At 60.9% G+C, this 17,743-nt stretch carries 17 protein-coding genes; 9 read left to right on the top strand and 8 right to left on the bottom strand.

Going from position 1 to position 17,743, the window contains the following annotated elements; all coding sequences use genetic code 11:
* Positions 1-32 precede the first annotated feature (32 nt).
* From N1037_10060 to N1037_10035, 6 genes are all read left to right on the top strand, one after another.
* Entirely contained in the window at positions 33-1,049 is a 1,017-nt protein-coding gene (locus N1037_10060) for a DUF4394 domain-containing protein (protein ID UWS77652.1), read from the top strand.
* 127 nt (positions 1,050-1,176) lie between these two features.
* Complete coding sequence (locus N1037_10055) at positions 1,177-1,719, top strand: sigma-70 family RNA polymerase sigma factor (protein UWS77651.1); 543 nt, start codon at positions 1,177-1,179, stop codon at positions 1,717-1,719.
* The gene (locus N1037_10050) at positions 1,716-2,438 is read left to right on the top strand and encodes an anti-sigma factor (protein UWS77650.1); all 723 of its coding nucleotides are present in this window, start codon (positions 1,716-1,718) and stop codon (positions 2,436-2,438) included. The genes N1037_10055 and N1037_10050 overlap by 4 nt, the downstream gene beginning before the upstream one ends.
* Positions 2,439-2,512: 74 nt before the next feature.
* Positions 2,513-3,064 (top strand): fasciclin domain-containing protein, encoded by a 552-nt coding sequence (locus N1037_10045; protein UWS77649.1) that lies wholly within the window; start codon positions 2,513-2,515, stop codon positions 3,062-3,064.
* Positions 3,065-3,137: 73 nt separating this feature from the next.
* Positions 3,138-3,605: a peptide-methionine (R)-S-oxide reductase MsrB gene (gene msrB, locus N1037_10040; protein UWS77648.1), complete on the top strand. Its 468-nt coding sequence runs from the start codon at positions 3,138-3,140 to the stop codon at positions 3,603-3,605.
* A complete protein-coding gene (locus tag N1037_10035; protein UWS77647.1) occupies positions 3,602-3,955 on the top strand; it encodes a DoxX protein in 354 nt (117 codons plus the stop codon). Before msrB ends, N1037_10035 begins: the two co-directional genes overlap by 4 nt.
* 129 nt (positions 3,956-4,084) lie before the next feature.
* Here N1037_10035 and N1037_10030 read toward each other — a convergent pair whose 3' ends face one another.
* Positions 4,085-5,017 (bottom strand): DMT family transporter, encoded by a 933-nt coding sequence (locus N1037_10030; GenBank protein UWS77646.1) that lies wholly within the window; start codon positions 5,015-5,017, stop codon positions 4,085-4,087.
* A 78-nt stretch (positions 5,018-5,095) separates the two neighbouring features.
* On the opposite strand from N1037_10030, the gene N1037_10025 reads away from it, so the two are divergent.
* Positions 5,096-6,724 carry an AMP-binding protein gene (locus tag N1037_10025; protein ID UWS77645.1) on the top strand — a complete coding sequence of 543 codons (1,629 nt, stop codon included), beginning with the start codon at positions 5,096-5,098 and terminating at the stop codon, positions 6,722-6,724.
* 50 nt (positions 6,725-6,774) lie between these two features.
* Here the strand turns inward: N1037_10025 and N1037_10020 are convergent, their stop codons facing one another.
* On the bottom strand, positions 6,775-7,230 hold the full coding sequence (locus N1037_10020; protein UWS77644.1) for a GNAT family N-acetyltransferase: 456 nt from the start codon (positions 7,228-7,230) through the stop codon (positions 6,775-6,777).
* Positions 7,231-7,454: 224 nt separating this feature from the next.
* Here N1037_10020 and N1037_10015 point away from each other — a divergent pair, with 224 nt between their 5' ends.
* Positions 7,455-8,465 (top strand): hypothetical protein, encoded by a 1,011-nt coding sequence (locus N1037_10015; GenBank protein UWS77643.1) that lies wholly within the window; start codon positions 7,455-7,457, stop codon positions 8,463-8,465.
* Between the two features lie 145 nt (positions 8,466-8,610).
* Here N1037_10015 and N1037_10010 read toward each other — a convergent pair whose 3' ends face one another.
* The 6 genes from N1037_10010 to N1037_09985 all read right to left on the bottom strand — a co-directional run bounded on the left by N1037_10010 (position 8,611) and on the right by N1037_09985 (position 15,030).
* Positions 8,611-10,014 (bottom strand): SPOR domain-containing protein, encoded by a 1,404-nt coding sequence (locus tag N1037_10010; protein UWS77642.1) that lies wholly within the window; start codon positions 10,012-10,014, stop codon positions 8,611-8,613.
* A gap of 138 nt (positions 10,015-10,152) precedes the next feature.
* Complete coding sequence (upp, locus tag N1037_10005) at positions 10,153-10,785, bottom strand: uracil phosphoribosyltransferase (protein UWS77641.1); 633 nt, start codon at positions 10,783-10,785, stop codon at positions 10,153-10,155.
* A 91-nt stretch (positions 10,786-10,876) separates the two neighbouring features.
* Positions 10,877-12,088, bottom strand: coding sequence for a phosphopentomutase (locus N1037_10000; GenBank protein UWS77640.1), 1,212 nt, complete (start codon positions 12,086-12,088; stop codon positions 10,877-10,879).
* A complete protein-coding gene (locus N1037_09995; protein UWS77639.1) occupies positions 12,088-13,392 on the bottom strand; it encodes a thymidine phosphorylase in 1,305 nt (434 codons plus the stop codon). The genes N1037_10000 and N1037_09995 overlap by 1 nt, the downstream gene beginning before the upstream one ends.
* Positions 13,393-13,396: 4 nt before the next feature.
* Positions 13,397-13,789 carry a cytidine deaminase gene (locus tag N1037_09990; protein ID UWS77638.1) on the bottom strand — a complete coding sequence of 131 codons (393 nt, stop codon included), beginning with the start codon at positions 13,787-13,789 and terminating at the stop codon, positions 13,397-13,399.
* Positions 13,790-13,929: 140 nt separating this feature from the next.
* Positions 13,930-15,030: a cupin domain-containing protein gene (locus tag N1037_09985; protein ID UWS77637.1), complete on the bottom strand. Its 1,101-nt coding sequence runs from the start codon at positions 15,028-15,030 to the stop codon at positions 13,930-13,932.
* Positions 15,031-15,213: 183 nt separating this feature from the next.
* Here N1037_09985 and N1037_09980 point away from each other — a divergent pair, with 183 nt between their 5' ends.
* On the top strand, positions 15,214-17,487 hold the full coding sequence (locus N1037_09980) for an NADP-dependent malic enzyme (protein UWS77636.1): 2,274 nt from the start codon (positions 15,214-15,216) through the stop codon (positions 17,485-17,487).
* Positions 17,488-17,743 lie beyond the last annotated feature (256 nt).

The raw sequence follows: 17,743 nt of genomic DNA, 5'->3' as shown, positions 1-17,743 counted from the left end.
AGGTCAAGGGCGCAGAGCCGGACAAACCAGAAATGCGCTGCGGCTGCGACGAAACGATCAATGTGGGCGCCGGACTTTTTCACCAACTAAATTTCAAAGTGATCAAGTTTTTGAAACTATCCAGCACTGCCTTTCGTGGTTCAGGTCAGAGCGCATCCAGTACGGTGCGTAACATGTCCAATTTGAAAGGAAATACGATGAAAACTCGAGCTCTTGTGACATCCTTGATTGCCCTTGCGACCGGTCCGGCATTTGCCGCAGGTCACGCAGCTGTTTCGGGTTATGCCTTGGCCAATGATGGCGCGACGCTGGTTGTGATGAGCGATGTGAACGCCCCCGGAGAGGTGATGACCTACAGCCTTGCCTCTCCGTTGAGCGCGATTGCATGGCGTCCCGTGACCGGAGAGTTGCTTGGCTTTTCCGATGGAATGATCGCGGTGATCGACCCGATGTCGGGCGAAATGACCGATCTGGGCGCGTCGTTCATGGACGGTGCAATGATCGGCGACGGAAAAATGGTGGCGTTTGACTTCAACAACAAGATCGACGCCGTTCGCGCCGTGACATCGGCCGGCGACAACCTCGTCTATTTTCCCGAAGGCTTCGGTGACAATGATGAGCGCGCAGGTTCTGTACGCCGCTTTACCGACCTCGCCTACTCTGACGGGGACGCCATGGCAGATAAAACACCGATGATCTTTGCCAATGCCTACACAAACGCGATCAATGGCGAGACAGCGGGCGCGACATTCCAATATGCGCTTGATGCCGAAACCGACACGCTGGTCAGCTTGGCAAACAACGCAGGCACCCTGAAAACCATCGGCAAGATCACCGTTGACGGTGCCGCTGTCGACCTCGCCCCGATGGGTGGCTTCGACATCGTCTCGTCCAAGGAAGGCGAGAACATGGCACTTGCAATCCTGCAAATGGAAGGCGCCGGATCGGCTGGCCTTTACGAGATTGACCTCGAAACAGGGGCCTCCACGATGAAGGCCGATCTGAAAATGGGTGGCATTACGGGCTTCGCGACGTCGCTCGGCAAGTAATTCGTCGCGATGGGTAAATGAGTTCCTTCATACCAGTGCAGGATGGTCCCGGTGGCAAGAGATTGCTGTTCGGGACCATTTCTGTCAGGAAGACAAGACGAAGTTATTTGAGCTGCTCAAAACACCTATGACAGACCGCAAGAACATCGAAGAGTTTATTGGCAGGGTCGCGCTTGGTGACCGGGCTGCACTGGCCGCGCTTTATGATGCCACAAGCGGGAAACTATTCAGTGTCTGTTTACGTGTCTTGAAGAACCGCTCAGAAGCCGAGGACGCACTACAGGACGTGTATCTGCGGATTTGGGCCAAGGCTGACCGCTATGCGGTGACGGGTCACTCTCCGATGACATGGCTCATAACCGTTGCGCGAAATCTGGCCATAGACCGGCTGCGTGCGAAAAAGAGCAATCATGTGGACCTCGACAGTGTTGGTGAGCTTGTCGAAAAGCGTCCAGGGCCTGAGGCTGCAAGTATAGCAGCCTCTGAACAACGTCGCATCAGTGCCTGTTTCGCGGAACTACCGCCAGACCGTGCCGATGCTGTCCGCTCCGCCTATCTCGACGGGGCGACGTACCAAACGCTTGCGGACCGTTTTGACGTGCCGCTGAATACGATGCGCACCTGGCTGCGCCGCAGCCTGCAATCTTTGAAGGAGTGCCTTTCACGATGAGCGACCTTCAGGACATACCGGAAGACGAGGCCCTGGCTGCTGAATACGTCTTGCGCCTGCTGGACGCGGACGCAGAGCAGGCCTTTGCAGCGCGGCTTCAGACCCAACCGGATCTTCGCGCGCATGTGCAGTTCTGGGAGGCAGAGTTGGCAACCATGGCCATGGAGCTGCCGGAAGACACCCCATCGCCTTCGGTCAGGGCAAAGCTTGTCGCCGAATTGGGCGGCGAGGCCGCGCGCCGGCGCCGTGGATGGGCCTGGGGTCGTGGATGGGGCTGGAACTGGTTGGCTTTCCCCGCAATGGCCGCCGTTGCCCTGGCCGCATTCCTCGTCTTCAGCCCGATGCTGCGCGGCCCGGCTTTTGATCCCACGCATCATGCGACGCTGATCTCGCAAGACGGCGGCCTGCATATCGAGGCAGGCTACGCCCCGGACGGCAATCTGTTCAAAGTCATCCCGGAACAGGGCAGGCCCGCGACAGGCCGCGATTTTGAGCTTTGGGTCATCGGCGCAGACGCACCAGCGCCGGTGTCCCTGGGCGTGATCCCTGCGGATCGCGAAAGCCTGTTCGAAATCACGCCCGAGATTGCCGCCTTGATCGACGGCGGAACTCTGGCGGTCTCGGATGAACCGGCAGGCGGATCACCAACCGGCGCGCCGACAGGAGCCATTCTCGCTCTCGACGAATTCTTTGATGCAGATTTATTTCGCGCCGGCTGAAACTGTTTCCGGCCGGGCGCCGTGGTTCCCTCATAGCCGCAGGAAATTGCGGACAATCATGAGAGGAAATAAGCATGAAAATCGTATCCAAAATCGCTACAACCGCAGCAGCACTGACCATTGCAACCGCAGCCTATGCCGAAAACCCGATGGTTGGCGGCGCCGCCATGTTCGAGACTAAAAACATCGTGGAAAACGCGGTGAATTCAGCCGACCACACGACACTTGTTGCCGCTGTTAAGGCTGCCGGCTTGGTCGAAACGCTGCAAAGCCCTGGGCCTTTCACAGTCTTTGCACCCGTAAACGACGCCTTTGCGGCCTTGCCTGCGGGAACGGTCGAAACGCTCTTGATGCCTGAGAACAAAGATATGCTGGTCAAAGTTCTGACCGCGCATGTGGTGGCCGGTGATTGGTCCGCCGCAGAGATCGCACGTCAGGCGCGTGCCTCATCCGACGGCTTTTATCACTTCAATACCGTGTCAGGTGACGCCCTGTCTGCCCAGGTCAAGGGCAACAATGTCTACATCCTCGACGAAAGCGGCAATGCAAGCCTGGTAACAATCGCTGACGTCAATCAGTCGAATGGCGTGATCCACGTCGTCAATTCCGTTCTGGTTCCAAAATAAATCGAGCAGGCGAGCGGATGGGAGGGCCTCCACAGGGCTCTCCTATCCGCGCAATTATTCAAAAGGTGATGTTATGAACCGTCGAGCATTCCTGTTGACCACTGGCGCGGCCATGCTTGCGCAGCCGCTGACCGCTGAGACCTGCGACTTTGAGATTTGCCGCAGCGAAGCCCAGTGGCGCGCCCGTTTGAGCGACGACGAATACCTCGTATTGCGCGAGGAAGAGACCGAGCAACCCTACACCAGCCCCTTGAATGAAGAGACGCGCCCCGGCACCTACCGATGCCGCGGATGCGACCTGCCTGTCTATGGCGCAGAGGCCAAGTATGACAGCGAAACCGGCTGGCCGAGTTTTTTTGAAAGCCTCCCAAATGCGGTTAGGACAAAAGAGGACCGAAGGTTCATCTTTCAGGTCCGGACCGAAGTACATTGTCGTCGCTGCGGCGGCCATCTGGGTCATATTTTTGATGATGGGCCAGAGCCGACCGGCAAACGCCATTGCTTGAATGGGCTCAGCTTGTCATTCGCTCCTGCCGGATGAGCGGACGGCTTGAATGGGCCTTTGGGCGATACCTCTTGGCGTTCCTGTTTCTTGCCGGAGCGGCGCAGAAAACAATTGATCCCGCCCCGGCAAGAATGCTTTTGGCCGGATATGGGATGCCTGAATGGCTCGTCTGGCCCGCCCTTGCATTTAACGCTCTGGCTGCGGGCCTTCTAATTGCCGGCAAGTTCCTGAAATCTCTTGGGCGCACACTCGCCATGTACTGCCTGCTCACCAGCGTCTTTCACTTGGTGCCGGATGACCCATGGCAGATGTCGATCTTGGTCAAGAACTGGGCTTTGGCGGGCGGGTGTCTGATCTTATCGGCGTCTTCAGACCAATGGTTATAAACCTCGCGCCAAACGGGCTGGTTCTTGGCCCCCATGCCTCGTTTGAGACTGCGACCAAATCCGTTCACCGCTCAAAACAGGTATTGAGAGTGCATGGGCTCATATTGGGCCTTCTGCGGTCCTCGCCAATTACGCCCCCTTGGAAGAGCGCAACGCCAGGGTGGAGCCTGCGAGAACAATCAAGGCAATTCCCAGCATTTGCCAAAGGTTGAGCACCTGACCAAAGGCCACCCAGGCGATGGCCGGGCCGACCAGCAGCACTGAGTATTCAAACACGGCGACAAAAGACGCCTCGCCCAGCTGATAGGCCTTGGTGATCAGAAACACCCCAGCCACGGCGGCAAAGCCCTGCAGCAAGATAAAATGCGACATCTCCCAAAGCGGCCAGACCCACCCGCGGGTGACAAACCCATCTGCGCCCTGCCCCACGGGCAGCGGCCAGATCTCGACTGCGACCAATAAGCCTGCCCCGATCAGCCCCTGGGCCAAAAGGTAGATGAACAGCATCGCAACGGTGCTTTCCTCTTTGCACATGGTGCCGGTGACGATCGACCCCAGCGCGTAGAAAAACCCGCCTGCAACCGGCAGCAGGATCAGCCAGTCGAAGGCCTCAACATCGGGCTGCAACACAAAGAGCACTCCGACAAATCCGCCAATCACCGCTGCAATCCGCACCATGCCGATGCGCAACCGCATAAACAGCACCGAAACCACCACGATGATGATCGGCGAGGTAAACAGACCTGCCAGCGCCTGCGCTATCGGCATCAAGGCCACCGCAGAGAAATAGAAAACCATCGCCAGAGCCACCAACAGAGCCCGCAACCCCACTGCGCCAAAGCGACGCGGCATCATGCTGCCAAAACCCATCTTCGACAGCACCCAGAGAATTGGCAGCGCCACCAGCGTGCGTAGCAGGTAGAACTGCCCCAGCCCCATGGTTTCTGCCATCAGAGGCACGACGTTATCAGTGACGCCAATAATCGCCATCGCCGCCAACATGGCCTGCGCCGCCGTTGTTTGATGTCCTGCATGGGGTGGAAGGGCTGCAATCTGTTTCATAGCTCTTCCAATGCCTGCAACTTTGCTCATTATCTGTTCTCAAACCGACATACCAAAAGAATCACGGGAGGATAGCTGATGGGATGGATGGCTGATGAGGCGGGCCTGGAGAAGACCGCAGCAAACTACGTACCGCTGACACCGCTGTCGCATCTGCGCCGGGCAGCACATGTTTTTGGCGACATTCCGGCGGTGATCTATGGCAATCACCGCAAGACCTATGCCGCCTATTATGATCGCTGCACCCGGCTGGCCTCGGCACTGGCGGGGATGGGGGTGAAACCCGGCGATGTGGTGTCCACCCTCATTCCCAATCTGCCCGCCCAGGCCGAAGCCCATTTTGGCGTGCCCGCCTGTGGTGCGGTGCTCAATACCATCAACACCCGGCTGGATACTGACACGGTTGCCTATATCTTTGAGCACGGCGGCGCCAAGGTGGTGCTGGTGGATACCGAGTTCCTGCCCCTGGCCGAGGCCGCCGTGGCGCAGATGGCGGGCCAGCCGCCGCTGCTGATCGAGGTGCCGGATCCGCAGGCCGGTTTCGAGGCCACCGGCCGCCATCCTGCCTATGAGGAGGTGCTGGACGCCGCCGAGCATGATTTTGACTGGATCATGCCGCAGGATGAATGGGAAAGCCTGGCGCTGAACTATACCTCTGGCACAACCGGTCGCCCCAAGGGCGTCGTCTACCACCATCGCGGTGCCTATTTGATGACCATGGGCACGGTGATTTCCTGGCGCATGGTGATGAACCCGGTGTATCTGGCGATTGTGCCGCTGTTTCACTGCAACGGCTGGAACCACACCTGGATGATGCCGGTTTTGGGCGGCACTCTGGTCTGCTGCCGCAACATCACCCCCGGCGCGATCTACACCGCCATTGGCGACCACGGGGTCACCCATTTTGGCGGCGCGCCGATTGTGCTCAACCTGCTGGTCAACGCCAGGGAAGAAGAGCGCCGCGCCTTTGACCACACCGTTGAGGTCTTTACCGCTGGTGCCCCGCCCGCCCCTGCGACGCTGCAAAAGATCGAAACCCTCGGCTTTCACGTCACCCAGGTGTACGGCCTGACCGAAACCTATGGCCATGTCACCGAATGCCTGTGGAAAGGCGACAAATGGGATGGGTTGGACCACCAGGGCCGCGCCGCCATCAAGGCCCGCCAGGGGGTTGCCTTCCCAATGATGGACCATATCACCGTAATGGATGACGACATGAAGCAGATCGCCCGGAACGGCGCCGATCAGGGTGAAATTGTCATGCGCGGCAACTCGGTGATGAAAGGCTACCTGAAAAATCCCGAAGCCACCGCCGAAGCCTTTGAGGGCGGCTATTTCCATTCTGGCGATATCGCGGTGCAGCACCCCGATGGCTATATCCAGATCGCCGACCGGGCCAAGGATATCATCATTTCCGGCGGCGAGAATATCTCCTCTGTCGAAGTCGAAGGCGTGCTGATGGGCCATGCGGCGGTGAACCTGGCGGCGGTGGTGGCCAAACCCGACGACAAATGGGGCGAAGTGCCCTGCGCCTTTGTGGAGCTCAAAGAGGGCGCAGAGGTCTCCGAGGCGGAACTGATCGCCTTTGCCCGCGAGACTCTGGCGGGTTTCAAGGCGCCAAAGCGGGTGGTTTTCCAGGAGCTTCCCAAGACCTCTACCGGGAAAATTCAAAAGTTCGAGCTGCGCGAAACCGCAAAATCCCTGTAACCAAGCCCGGTTACAGCCCCGGCCCCCTTGCTGCTGCAGGGGGCTGGGCCTTAGGCCAAACGCCGCAGCCGTGGGCCGACCTCATCAAACCCATTGCGCAGGTAGAAGTTCAGTGTGCGGTGCCATTCAGGCTGGCTTGGCGCGCCAACCTCAAGACGCGCCCACCCCCGCGCCCGCGCCTCTTGCTGCGCATGATCCAAAAGCAGCTGCGCAACCCCTTGCGACCTCATGTCAGGGCGCACGTATAGCTCTGATATCTCGCCAAATTTGCCACCAGCATACATTGCGGCACATTGGTTCAGCGTGATGACACCAACTGGCGCGTCCCCGGCATAAGCGATGGCTGCACTCACATCCGCCCCCGCAAGCAATGCCTGAGCGATGTCAAAAACCCCCTGCTTTGCGGGCGCTTTCCCACCCGAAAGCTCATCAATCAGCGCATGTACAAAATCAGCAACGATCGCGGCGTCTTCAACCCGCGCCGCCCGTACAGAAATCCCTGTCATCTCTCCGCTTTCTCTCACATCACAACAACACCCCTCACGTTACAGTAATTTGATCAAAAATACACAGTGATCTACACCCGCCCCGCGCCTGCCATTGCCGATCCGACGCGCCACCCTGGGAAAATCGCGCTATTCAAGGCCTTTGCTATGCAAAGCCATTTGCCGCCTGCGGCAGAGCCATGCTAGGCTTTTGGCAACGAAAACAGGCAACACAGGCAGGATGAATGACCGTTCTGAGGGAATTCGAACGACTTGAGGCTGCGGGCCTTTGGCGAGCGAGCCCAGACGCGCAGCGTCGTGACGTGATCATTTCGGTTGGCGATGCGACGCTCACCATCACCGATATGCAGGACCGGGTGCTGGCGCATTGGTCTCTGGCGGCGGTGGAACGGGCCAACCCCGGTGTATTTCCGGCCCTGTTTCACCCGGATGGTGACCCCGGTGAACAGCTGGAAATCCCCCAGGATGAAACGACAATGCTGGAGGCCATCGAAAAGGTCCGCACCGCGATTGAGCGCGCCCGCCCCCATCCTGGCCGATTGCGGGTGGTGAGCATCTTTGGCAGCCTGGCGCTGGTGGCACTGCTGGTGGTCTTCGGGCTGCCAGGATTGATGCAAAACCACGCAGTCAAAGTGGTGCCAGAGATCAAGACCAAGGCGATCGGACAGGCCTTGCTGGGCCGCATTGAACGGGTCTCTGGGCAGGCCTGCGCCACCCCGGAGGCCAGCCCGATTCTGGCCAAACTGGCAGCACGCACCGACGTGCGGCAACTGGTGATCATGCGCTCAGGCGTCGCCAGCAGCCTGCATTTGCCCGGCGGCATAGTGCTGCTGAACCGCAGCCTGGTGGAAGATTTTGAAGATCCGGCGGTTGCCGCTGGTGCGGTCCTGGCCGAGCGCGCCCGCGCCCATCTGCACGATCCGCTGGCGGAGCTGCTGGAGGTTGGCGGTTTCCTTGCCTCTTTCCGGCTGCTCACCACTGGTGAGCTGACCCGCGAAACCCTGGATCGCTACTCCGAAACCGTGCTGGCCGCGCCGCGCCCAGTGTTGCCGGATGATCTGTTGTTGGCCGAGTTTGCCCGCGCCGCCATTCCCTCGACGCCCTATGCCTATGCGCTGGATGTGACCGGTGAAACCACGCTTGGTCTGATCGAAGCCGATCCCATGGCTGGCCGGGTGCTGGAGCCGGTGCTGAATGATCGCGACTGGGTGCAGCTACAAAACATCTGCGGCTAGACAGTGACAGCGCCCCGCCGGGCGCTATCCGGGGGTGCTCTGGGCGCTTTATGGCTGGTAAGCGGCAATCGCGCTGATAAAGCGCTGTCCAATCATACGGCCTTACAGATGCAGGTAGGTAGATGCAGGCGCGGCCAAGCGGCGCTTAGCGACTGATACGCGCACCACGATAGCCAGCAGCGCGCACTGTGCTGAGCGCCTGTTCAGCTGCATTCAAATTGCCAAACGGTCCGGCCATCACCACCTTATAGGGCTGACCATTGCGCGACACCGAGCCAAGGCGCACCGGCACACCGGTGGCAGCCAGAGACCGCGCCGCCTGCTGTGCCTCAGCCGGATCAGCAAAGGTCGCGGCGCGCACATAGCGCGAGGCAGAGGCCACAGAGCGTTCCTCCAGGGTCGCACCGGGTTGCGAGCGGCTCGACAGCCGCAGCGCCAGGCCGCTTGAGGCCTCGCCCTCAAAATCATCGGTGCGGCTGTTTTGGCTGGTCACAACCTGGCGATCCAGCGGCAGGTCGCGCAGCCTGCGCGGTGTGCCATTGTCCCAGATTGCCGCCATCTGCGCGTCGCCCTGGGCAGTACGGACGCCCCGCATTGGGTTCATCCGGTCATCGCCGCGGCCAACCTGCACATAGCCCGCAGGCACCTCTGTCTGGCTGGTCAAAATTGCCGGACGCAGATCACGCTCGGCGCGACGCAGGTTCAGGCGGTCATCCTTCCAGGCTGGATTGTATCCTGCTGGCGTGGTCAACCCCTGACTATGGCGCTGCTGTTGATAGACATGCACCGGCAGCACCCGCGTATTGGGCGTCAGCTGCAGCGAGGACTGCGGGCCAATGCCACCGCCTGAGCCATAGCTGACAGGGGATTGCGCCTGCGGCCCGCAGCGCACGCCACTTTGGTTGCTATACTGCTGGCTAATCGCCGAGGCCCCGGCGCAGCCGCCCTGAGAAGCGCCAGTTGGTTGGTTGGAGGCCGTGGCGCGGGGCTTGGGCACCCGGGCAACAGGGGCGGCCTGAATGCGAACCGGAGCGGCCGCTGAGGTGCGGCGGGTCTTGGGCGCTGGCGCAACCCGCGCGGTGGTGGTTTGCGGCGTGCGCCGAACCCGCGTCGTGGTCACCACAGTGGGCGCAGCAGCTGTTGCAGCGGCGCGGCGCGGCGCACTGGCAGCCGGACGGGCGCGCGCAGGACGGGCTGTAGATGCAGCAGCGGAGGAGGACGCGGCCCCGCCATTCAGAGTGATCTGTTCAGGTGCGGCACTTTGGGTGGGGCGCGCAGTGGTCCCGGCGATAGCCGTTGGTTTATAGCCACACAGTTGCTTGCGATTGCGCGCCACCCGCGGCACCCAGTTTACATTGCCATCAATACCGGCGCGAATATAGACGCAGCCACGGCTATCGACAAACTGGTTGCCCTTAAAGGAGGCTGGCGGATACTGGGCAGGAGAGCTGACAGACCGCAAAGTCTGCGCCTGCAGCGCTGAAGTCTCAACCACGGCTGCGGCAGAGGCCGCTATAATGGCAAGCGCAACAATTCTTGTAAGTTTCATACCAAGGCCCCACTATATATGGGGTTAGGATGCCTCATTTAGTCGAATGAGTAAAGCCGCCTGTGACAACAATATGGCAGCATTCAGGTAAATAGTTTCCCGATTGCTGCCATTGAGTAACACGCTAGAAAAGCGGGTTTATTTGGTGCCAAACATCCGGTCACCAGCATCGCCAAGACCGGGCATGATATAGCCTTTGTCGTTCAGTTCGCGGTCCAGAGACGCGGTGACGATTGGCACATCTGGATGGGCTTCTTTCATCCGCGCCACCCCTTCTGGGGCTGCCAGCAGGCAGAGGAAGCGGATATTGGTTGCGCCTGCTTCTTTCAGCAGATCAATCGCCGCCGCCGAGGAATTGCCGGTGGCCAGCATCGGATCAACTGCGATGACCATCCGGTCGCCCAGCTCTTTGGGGGCTTTGAAATAATATTGCACCGGCTGCAGGGTTTCTTCGTCACGGTACAGACCAACAAAGCCTACACGGGCCGAGGGCACCAGCTCCAGCACCCCGTCCAGCATGCCGTTGCCAGCCCGCAGGATCGACACCAGCGCCAGCTTCTTACCGGCCAGGATGGGCGAGTCCATGGTTTCCATCGGCGTGTCGATGGTCGTATGGGTCACCGGCAGCTCGCGGGTGATCTCATAGGCCAGCAGCTGGGTGATCTCATGCAGCAGGCGACGGAACTCAGAGGTCGAGGTGCCCTTGTCGCGCATCAGCGTGAGCTTGTGCTGTACCAGCGGGTGATCAACAACGGTCAGATGTTCGCTCATTTGGGCTCTCTCCTACAATGAATACCATGATGTTTCAGCGCGGGTTTATGCGCCTGCGCCCTGTCAGGGCAAGTGGCTTTTGATCTGATGGTCAAAGAAAGCTGCGCCCCGGCCCCTGAGCCGCCACGTTCAGATGCGCCGCAACAGAGGCCGCAACATCCACAAAAGCCCGCTGTCCAATGCAGCCCGCGCCACAACCCGCCACCAGAACAGGTACCTGTTCGCGGGTGTGGTCGGTGCCGGGCCAGTTGGGATCATTGCCATGATCCGCCGTCAGCAGCAGCATGTCACCAGGGCGCAGGCGCGGCAGCAGCTTGCCCAGTTCCGCATCAAACCATTCCAGAGCACGGGCATAACCCGCAAGATCGCGGCGATGGCCATACAGACTGTCGAATTCGACAAAATTGGCAAAGGTCAGGCTGCCCTCCTCTGCCTGATCTATCGCCTCGGCCAGATGCTGCATCAGCTGGGCGTCGCAGCCCTTTTTCAGCGTATCAATGCCGGACATGGTGAAAATATCGCCAATCTTGCCAATGGCATGCACTCTTTGGCCTGCGTCCTGCACCCAATTGGTCAGCACCGGGGCGGGCAGCACAATGGCAAAGTCACGCCGGTTGGCGGTGCGGGTAAATCCCTGCTCAGGCGTGCCAACAAAGGGGCGCGCGATCACCCGCCCGACCTTCATTTCATGCAGCCGTGGCGCCACCGCGCGGCACAGGTCCAACAGGCGCTCCAGCCCAAAGCTGTCTTCATGGGCGGCGATCTGAAACACGCTGTCGGCAGAGGTATAGCAGATCGGCTGGCCGCTTTGCATATGGGCAGTGCCATGGCGGGCAATGATATCTGTGCCGGAGGCATGGCAATTGCCTAGGATGCCTGTAGCCCCCGCTGCCTCTGCAACAAAATCTGTCAGCTCTGGCGGGAAGGCCGGATCGGCATCAGGAAAGTTACACCACTGCCAGGGCACCGGCAGCCCGGCCAGCTCCCAATGGCCCGACGGGGTGTCTTTGCCCCGGCTCACCTCAGCGGCGCAGCCCCAAAGCCCCTCTGGCGTGGCCTCAAATCCCGGTAGCGGCTGGGATGAGGCCAGCCGCAGGGCCGCCCCCAGGCCCAGCGCCTCGAGATGGGGCACCTGCAAAGGGCCAGAGCGCCCCTGCTCGGCCCGGCCCGCTGCGCAGGCCTGGGCGATATGCGCCAGGGTATTGGCGCCCAGGTCCGGCAGATCGCCGTTGTAAAACTCACTGGCATCCGGCGCACCGCCAATGCCAAGGGAATCCATCACCACCAGAAAAGCACGCGCCATCAGCTGATCCTCTCGTAGACAAGAGGCGGTAGCTCTGGCGCCTGCGATGTGAGGGTTATGGCCTCTCGCACGCCGGCCTCGGCCACCTGTGCCGCGCTTTCGCGGGCTGCATGGATGCGCGCCAGCGGGGTGCCGGCCTCGACCCACTGGCCCAGGCGCACCAGATCCGACAGGCCCACAGCAGGATCCACCAGATCGCCCTCGACCAAGCGCCCGCCGCCCAGATGCACAACGGCCAGCCCCAGGGCCTCACCGTCCATGGCGCTGACATAGCCCGCGCGCGGCGCTGTGACCTCGCGGATCACCGGAGCCACCGGCAGATAGCGCTGCCAGTGGCTGGCAAAATCATCGGGTCCGCCCTGGGCAGCCACCATGCGGCCAAAACGGCTGGCCACCCGCCCGCTCAGCAATGCCTCGGTGATCCGCTCTGCCCCCTCGGTGTCATTCCCTGCCAGACCGGCATGGGCCAGCAAGATGCCGGACAGGGCCGCAGTGATTTCGATCAGCGGGCAGGGCTTGCCCGCCGTCAGCGCCTGCATCACCTCGGCCACCTCCAACCCATTGCCCAGGGCGCGGGCGATGGGCTGGTTCATATCGGTGATCAGCGCCGTGGTCTGACACCCCGCCCCATTGGCAGTATCCACCAGTGAGCGCGCCAGGGCGCGGGCCTCTTCAAGGGTTTTCATAAAGGCGCCTGAGCCGATTTTCACATCCAGCACCAAAGCCTCGGGGCTGGCGGCGAGCTTTTTCGACAGGATCGAGGCGGTTATCAGATCAAGGCTTTCCACCGTCGCGGTGACATCGCGAATGGCATAGAGCCGCTTATCCGCCGGCGCGATGCGCCCAGTGGCGCCAACGATGGCGCAGCCGACCTTTGCGGTGATCCGGTGCAGCCGCTGCTGCGAGATCTGGGTGGTGACGCCGGGGATGGCCTCCATCTTGTCCAGGGTGCCGCCGGTATGACCCAGCCCCCGCCCCGAGATCATCGGCACATAGACACCGCATTCCGCCAGTGCCGGCGCCAGCAGCAATGAGACACAATCGCCGACGCCACCGGTGGAGTGTTTGTCCATCACCGGTCCCGGCAGGTCCCAGTGCAACACATCGCCGCTGTCGCGCATCGCCAGGGTCAGGGCGCGCCGCGCCGACTGGTCCAGCCCCTGCAGGCAGACCGCCATGGCAAAGGCCCCCGCCTGGGCATCGCTGACCTCACCATTGGCCAGCCCTTCGGCAAACCAGCTCAGCTCCGCCTCGCTGGGCTGCCCGCCCCGACGCAGGGTGGCAATGATCGCACGCGCATCCATGGAGTTAGCTCCGTGCCATATGGTCGGCATCAAAGGCGCCAGGCAGCAGATCTGCTATGGTGGTCTCATGTTCCAAACCGTCCAGCGTGCCCAGGGTCACTTTCACCGCGCCAGCGCCAAACTCCTTGAGCTTTTGACGGCAGCCACCACAGGGCGGCACCGGTGTTGGACTGTCGGCCACCACATAGACCTCTGCCAGCTCTTGCTCCCCGGCGGCCACCATGGCGGCAATAGCGCCGGCCTCGGCGCAGGTGCCTTCGGGATAGGCGACGTTTTCAACATTGCAGCCAACATAGGTATTGCCGGCCGTTGTGCGCAGAGCCGCCCCGACCAGAAAGTTGGAATAGGGCGCGTAGGCGTTCTTACGCACGGCGAAGGCTGCGTCTTTCAGGGTCATAAATGGGTCTCGCTAGATTGGGGCAACAGGCCGCGTGGAGGGATCGAAAGGGATCAGGATAGGAGAAAGCAGCGGCAAAGGGAAAGCCCCTATTGCCGCGCGTAGTCCGACATCCTACCCCGCCCCAGCCCGCAGGCGGGTTATGCGCTTTGCGAAACGGTGGTGTTGAATACCCCCGGCAGGCTGACCTCCAACAGTTCCAGATCGCCAGAGGCGCTGCTGAGCCGCGTCTTCATCCCCGGCGGGATGACAAAGGCATCGCCCTCTTCCAGCGGATAGGGATCGCGCCCCTCGCCCTCCAGCGTCACTGCGCCATTCATCACAAAGGTAAAGTGGATATCGCTATCGTGGCTGGCCCAAACGGGATCTGCGCCGCCCGCGGCAGGCCGCACCACCTGAACCCCGGCAACGCCTTTGGTATTTGTTGCAATGGTGGTGTCGCGGACCTCAAACCCCGGCAGGCGAAACGGCTGCCAGGCAGCCCCCTCGGCCTGGTTGTAGACAAACCGCTGCCCCTGCCATTCGCGATCCGGGCGCAAATGCGGTGTTGGCAGCGTCATTTCGTGGTCGATCTCGGTCACATGTTCGGCCGGCACGCCAATCTCGATCACCTGCACGTTGTCGCTGGCCTCCAGCACCCGGTGGCGGATCTCGGGCGGCTGGATAAAGCAATCCCCCGCCGTCAGGCGCATCTTTTCGCCCTGATCCTCATAGACCACATCCACCCAGCCATGGATGCAAAAGATCAGCTGAAAGCCAACCCGGTGGAAGTGCACCATATCCGGCACCGGCCCGCCATCAGGAATGCGGATATGGCTGGCAATGATCGAGCCGCCCAGCCGGTCGGGCACCAAATCGCGGTAATGCATCCCGGCACGGCCAATGATCCAGGGCGCCTGATCCTTGAGACGGCGCACCACAAAGCTATGCACGGTCTTTGGCATCACCAGCGGCGGGTGGCGCTCTTCGATTTCAACCCGAGTGCCGTTTGGCGCCGTCAGCAGCCGCTGGCCATCGGCAAACCCATCGGGGTCGTCACATAAAATGCGCAGGGTCCCCGGTGCCTCTGGGGCGTCCTTGTCGATCCGCAACCGCAGCCCATGGCCTGAAAACACCGCAACCGAAGGGTCATCCGCTGGGTAGATCATATCCATCTTCATACCCAAGACTTCGGTAAAAAACGGAATATCCTCACGCAACTCCTGCGTGGGCAGGCGCATCTCTGCTGCAATCTCGCTCATATCACTTATCCTTTTCCCCCGCTGCACGGGGCGTCGCAAACCGTTTCCGGCACAGTTTGGGCACAGTGGAACGAAGTTTTTCATTGCGCAAGAGAGTGCCGATCACGTTAGGTTGCTGAAAAGCCTGTTCACCCGACGTCACAATTGGTTTAATGTTAAACTATAGTATTTTTGGAGCCCCTCATGTCCGATACCCCCTCCCTGCGCGACGCGGCGCTGCGTTACCACGAATTCCCCCGCCCCGGGAAACTGGAGATCCGCGCCACCAAACCGATGGCCAACGGCCGCGATCTGGCCCGCGCCTATTCACCGGGGGTGGCTGAGGCCTGTCTGGAAATCAAAGCCGATCCCGAGAACGCCGCGCGCTATACCGCACGTGGCAATCTGGTGGCGGTTGTCAGCAATGGCTCTGCGGTCCTGGGGCTGGGCAATATCGGCGCGCTGGCCTCCAAACCGGTGATGGAGGGCAAGGCGGTGCTGTTCAAGAACTTTGCCGGCATTGATTGCTTTGACATTGAGGTAAACGAAAGCGACCCGGAAAAACTGGCCGATATCGTCTGTGCGCTGGAACCCAGCTTTGGCGCCATCAATCTGGAAGACATCAAGGCACCGGATTGTTTTATCGTGGAAAAAATCTGCCGCGAGCGCATGGGGATCCCGGTGTTTCACGATGATCAGCACGGCACCGCCATCGTGGTTGGGGCCGCCGCCCGCAATGCGCTGCATGTGGCTGGCAAAAGCTTTGAAGACATCAAGATTGTCTCGACCGGCGGCGGGGCAGCCGGGATTGCCTGCCTCAACATGCTGGTGAAACTGGGGGTGAAGCGGCAAAATATCTGGCTGTGCGATATTCACGGGCTGGTCTATGAGGGCCGCAGCGAAGACATGAACCCGGAAAAAGCCGCCTTTGCCCAGGACAGCGACCTGCGCATCCTGGACGAGGTGATCGGAGACGCCGACCTGTTCCTTGGCCTTTCCGGCCCCAATGTGCTGAAGCCCGAAATGGTCGCCAAGATGAGCTCCCGGCCGATTGTGTTTGCCCTGGCCAATCCCAACCCCGAAATCCTGCCGGATCTGGCCCGCGAAGCAGCCCCTGATGCTATCATCGCCACCGGGCGCAGCGATTTTCCCAATCAGGTCAACAACGTATTGTGTTTTCCCTTCATCTTTCGCGGGGCGTTGGATGTGGGCGCCTCTGAGATTAACGATGAGATGCAGATCGCCTGCGTCGAGGGCATTGCCGAACTGGCCCGCACCACCACCAGCGCCGAAGCGGCAGCCGCCTATAAGGGCGAGCAGCTGACCTTTGGCGCTGATTATCTGATCCCCAAACCCTTTGACCCGCGCCTGGTGGCCGTGGTCTCCTCAGCGGTGGCTGAGGCGGCGATGAAAAGCGGCGTCGCCTCGCGTATGATCGACGACCTGGAGGCCTACAAACAGCGGCTCAATCAAACGGTGTTCAAATCAGCGCTGCTGATGCGCCCGGTGTTTGAAGCTGCCCGCGCAGCCTCCCGTCGGATTGTGTTTTCTGAGGGCGAGGACGAGCGGGTGCTGCGGGCTGCACAGGAAATTCTGGAGGAAACCACCGAGACCCCAATCCTGATTGGCCGCCCCGAGGTGATCGAGGCGCGCTGCGAAAAGATGGGCCTGCGCATCCGCCCCGGCAGCGATTTTCAGATCGTGAACCCGGAAAACGACCCGCGCTACTATGACTATTGGAACAGCTACCACCAGCTGATGCAGCGCCAGGGGGTCACCCCGGATCTGGCCAAGGCGATCATGCGCACCAATACCACGGCAATTGGCGCCATCATGGTGCATCACAATGAGGCCGACAGCCTGATCTGCGGCACCTTTGGCGAATACCGCTGGCATTTGAACTATGTGAACCAGGTGCTGGGCGGCAATGGCCTTGAACCACACGGCGCCCTGTCGATGATGATCCTCGAAGATGGGCCTCTGTTCATTGCCGACACTCAGGTCAGGATCGAACCCACACCGGAACAGATCGCCCAGACCGTCATGGGCGCCGCCCGCCATGTGCGCCGCTTTGGCATCGAGCCTCAAATCGCGCTTTGCTCGCAGTCTCAGTTTGGCAATATCGCCTGTGATACAGGCAGCCGGTTGCGCGCCGCGATCGAGATCCTCGATGCCAATAACTGCGATTTCACCTATGAGGGCGAGATGAACATCGACACCGCGCTGGACCCCGATCTGCGCGGTCGTATCTTCCCCAATTCGCGTCTGCAGGGGGCGGCCAATGTGCTGGTCTTTGCCCATGCCGATGCCGCCTCTGGGGTGCGCAACATTCTGAAAATGCGCTCTGATGGTCTGGAGGTTGGGCCGATCCTGATGGGCATGGGCAACCGCGCCCATATCGTCAGCCCGTCGATCACCGCGCGTGGCCTGTTGAATATGGCGGCCATCGCCGGCACCCCTGTGGCGCAATATGGCTAGGGCTGTCGTCCCTGGGGAGGCCGGTTGGCCTCCCCGTCCCGCCCCGTGCTATCTTGGGAGCGGATTGACCGAACCGCCAACAGGGTACAAGAGCGGCTGCGATCTCGGGCATACCTTCCACGGGAACACCTATCGCGGGCACAGCCTTTGGCAAAATAGGCTCTGTGCCCTAGCGCCAGGCCCAGAACGACATATATAAATCACCCAGCCGGTCGATCTCTGTCCTGCCCTCTGGACAGACCAAGTCTCCCACATT

Origin of the sequence: Phaeobacter sp. G2, from assembly GCA_025163595.1 — a bacterium.
In the GTDB taxonomy this organism is placed as follows: Bacteria; Pseudomonadota; Alphaproteobacteria; order Rhodobacterales; family Rhodobacteraceae; genus Pseudophaeobacter.
The sequence above is the reverse complement of the archived record's forward strand: the minus strand, read 5'-3'. Positions and strand labels throughout refer to the sequence as shown.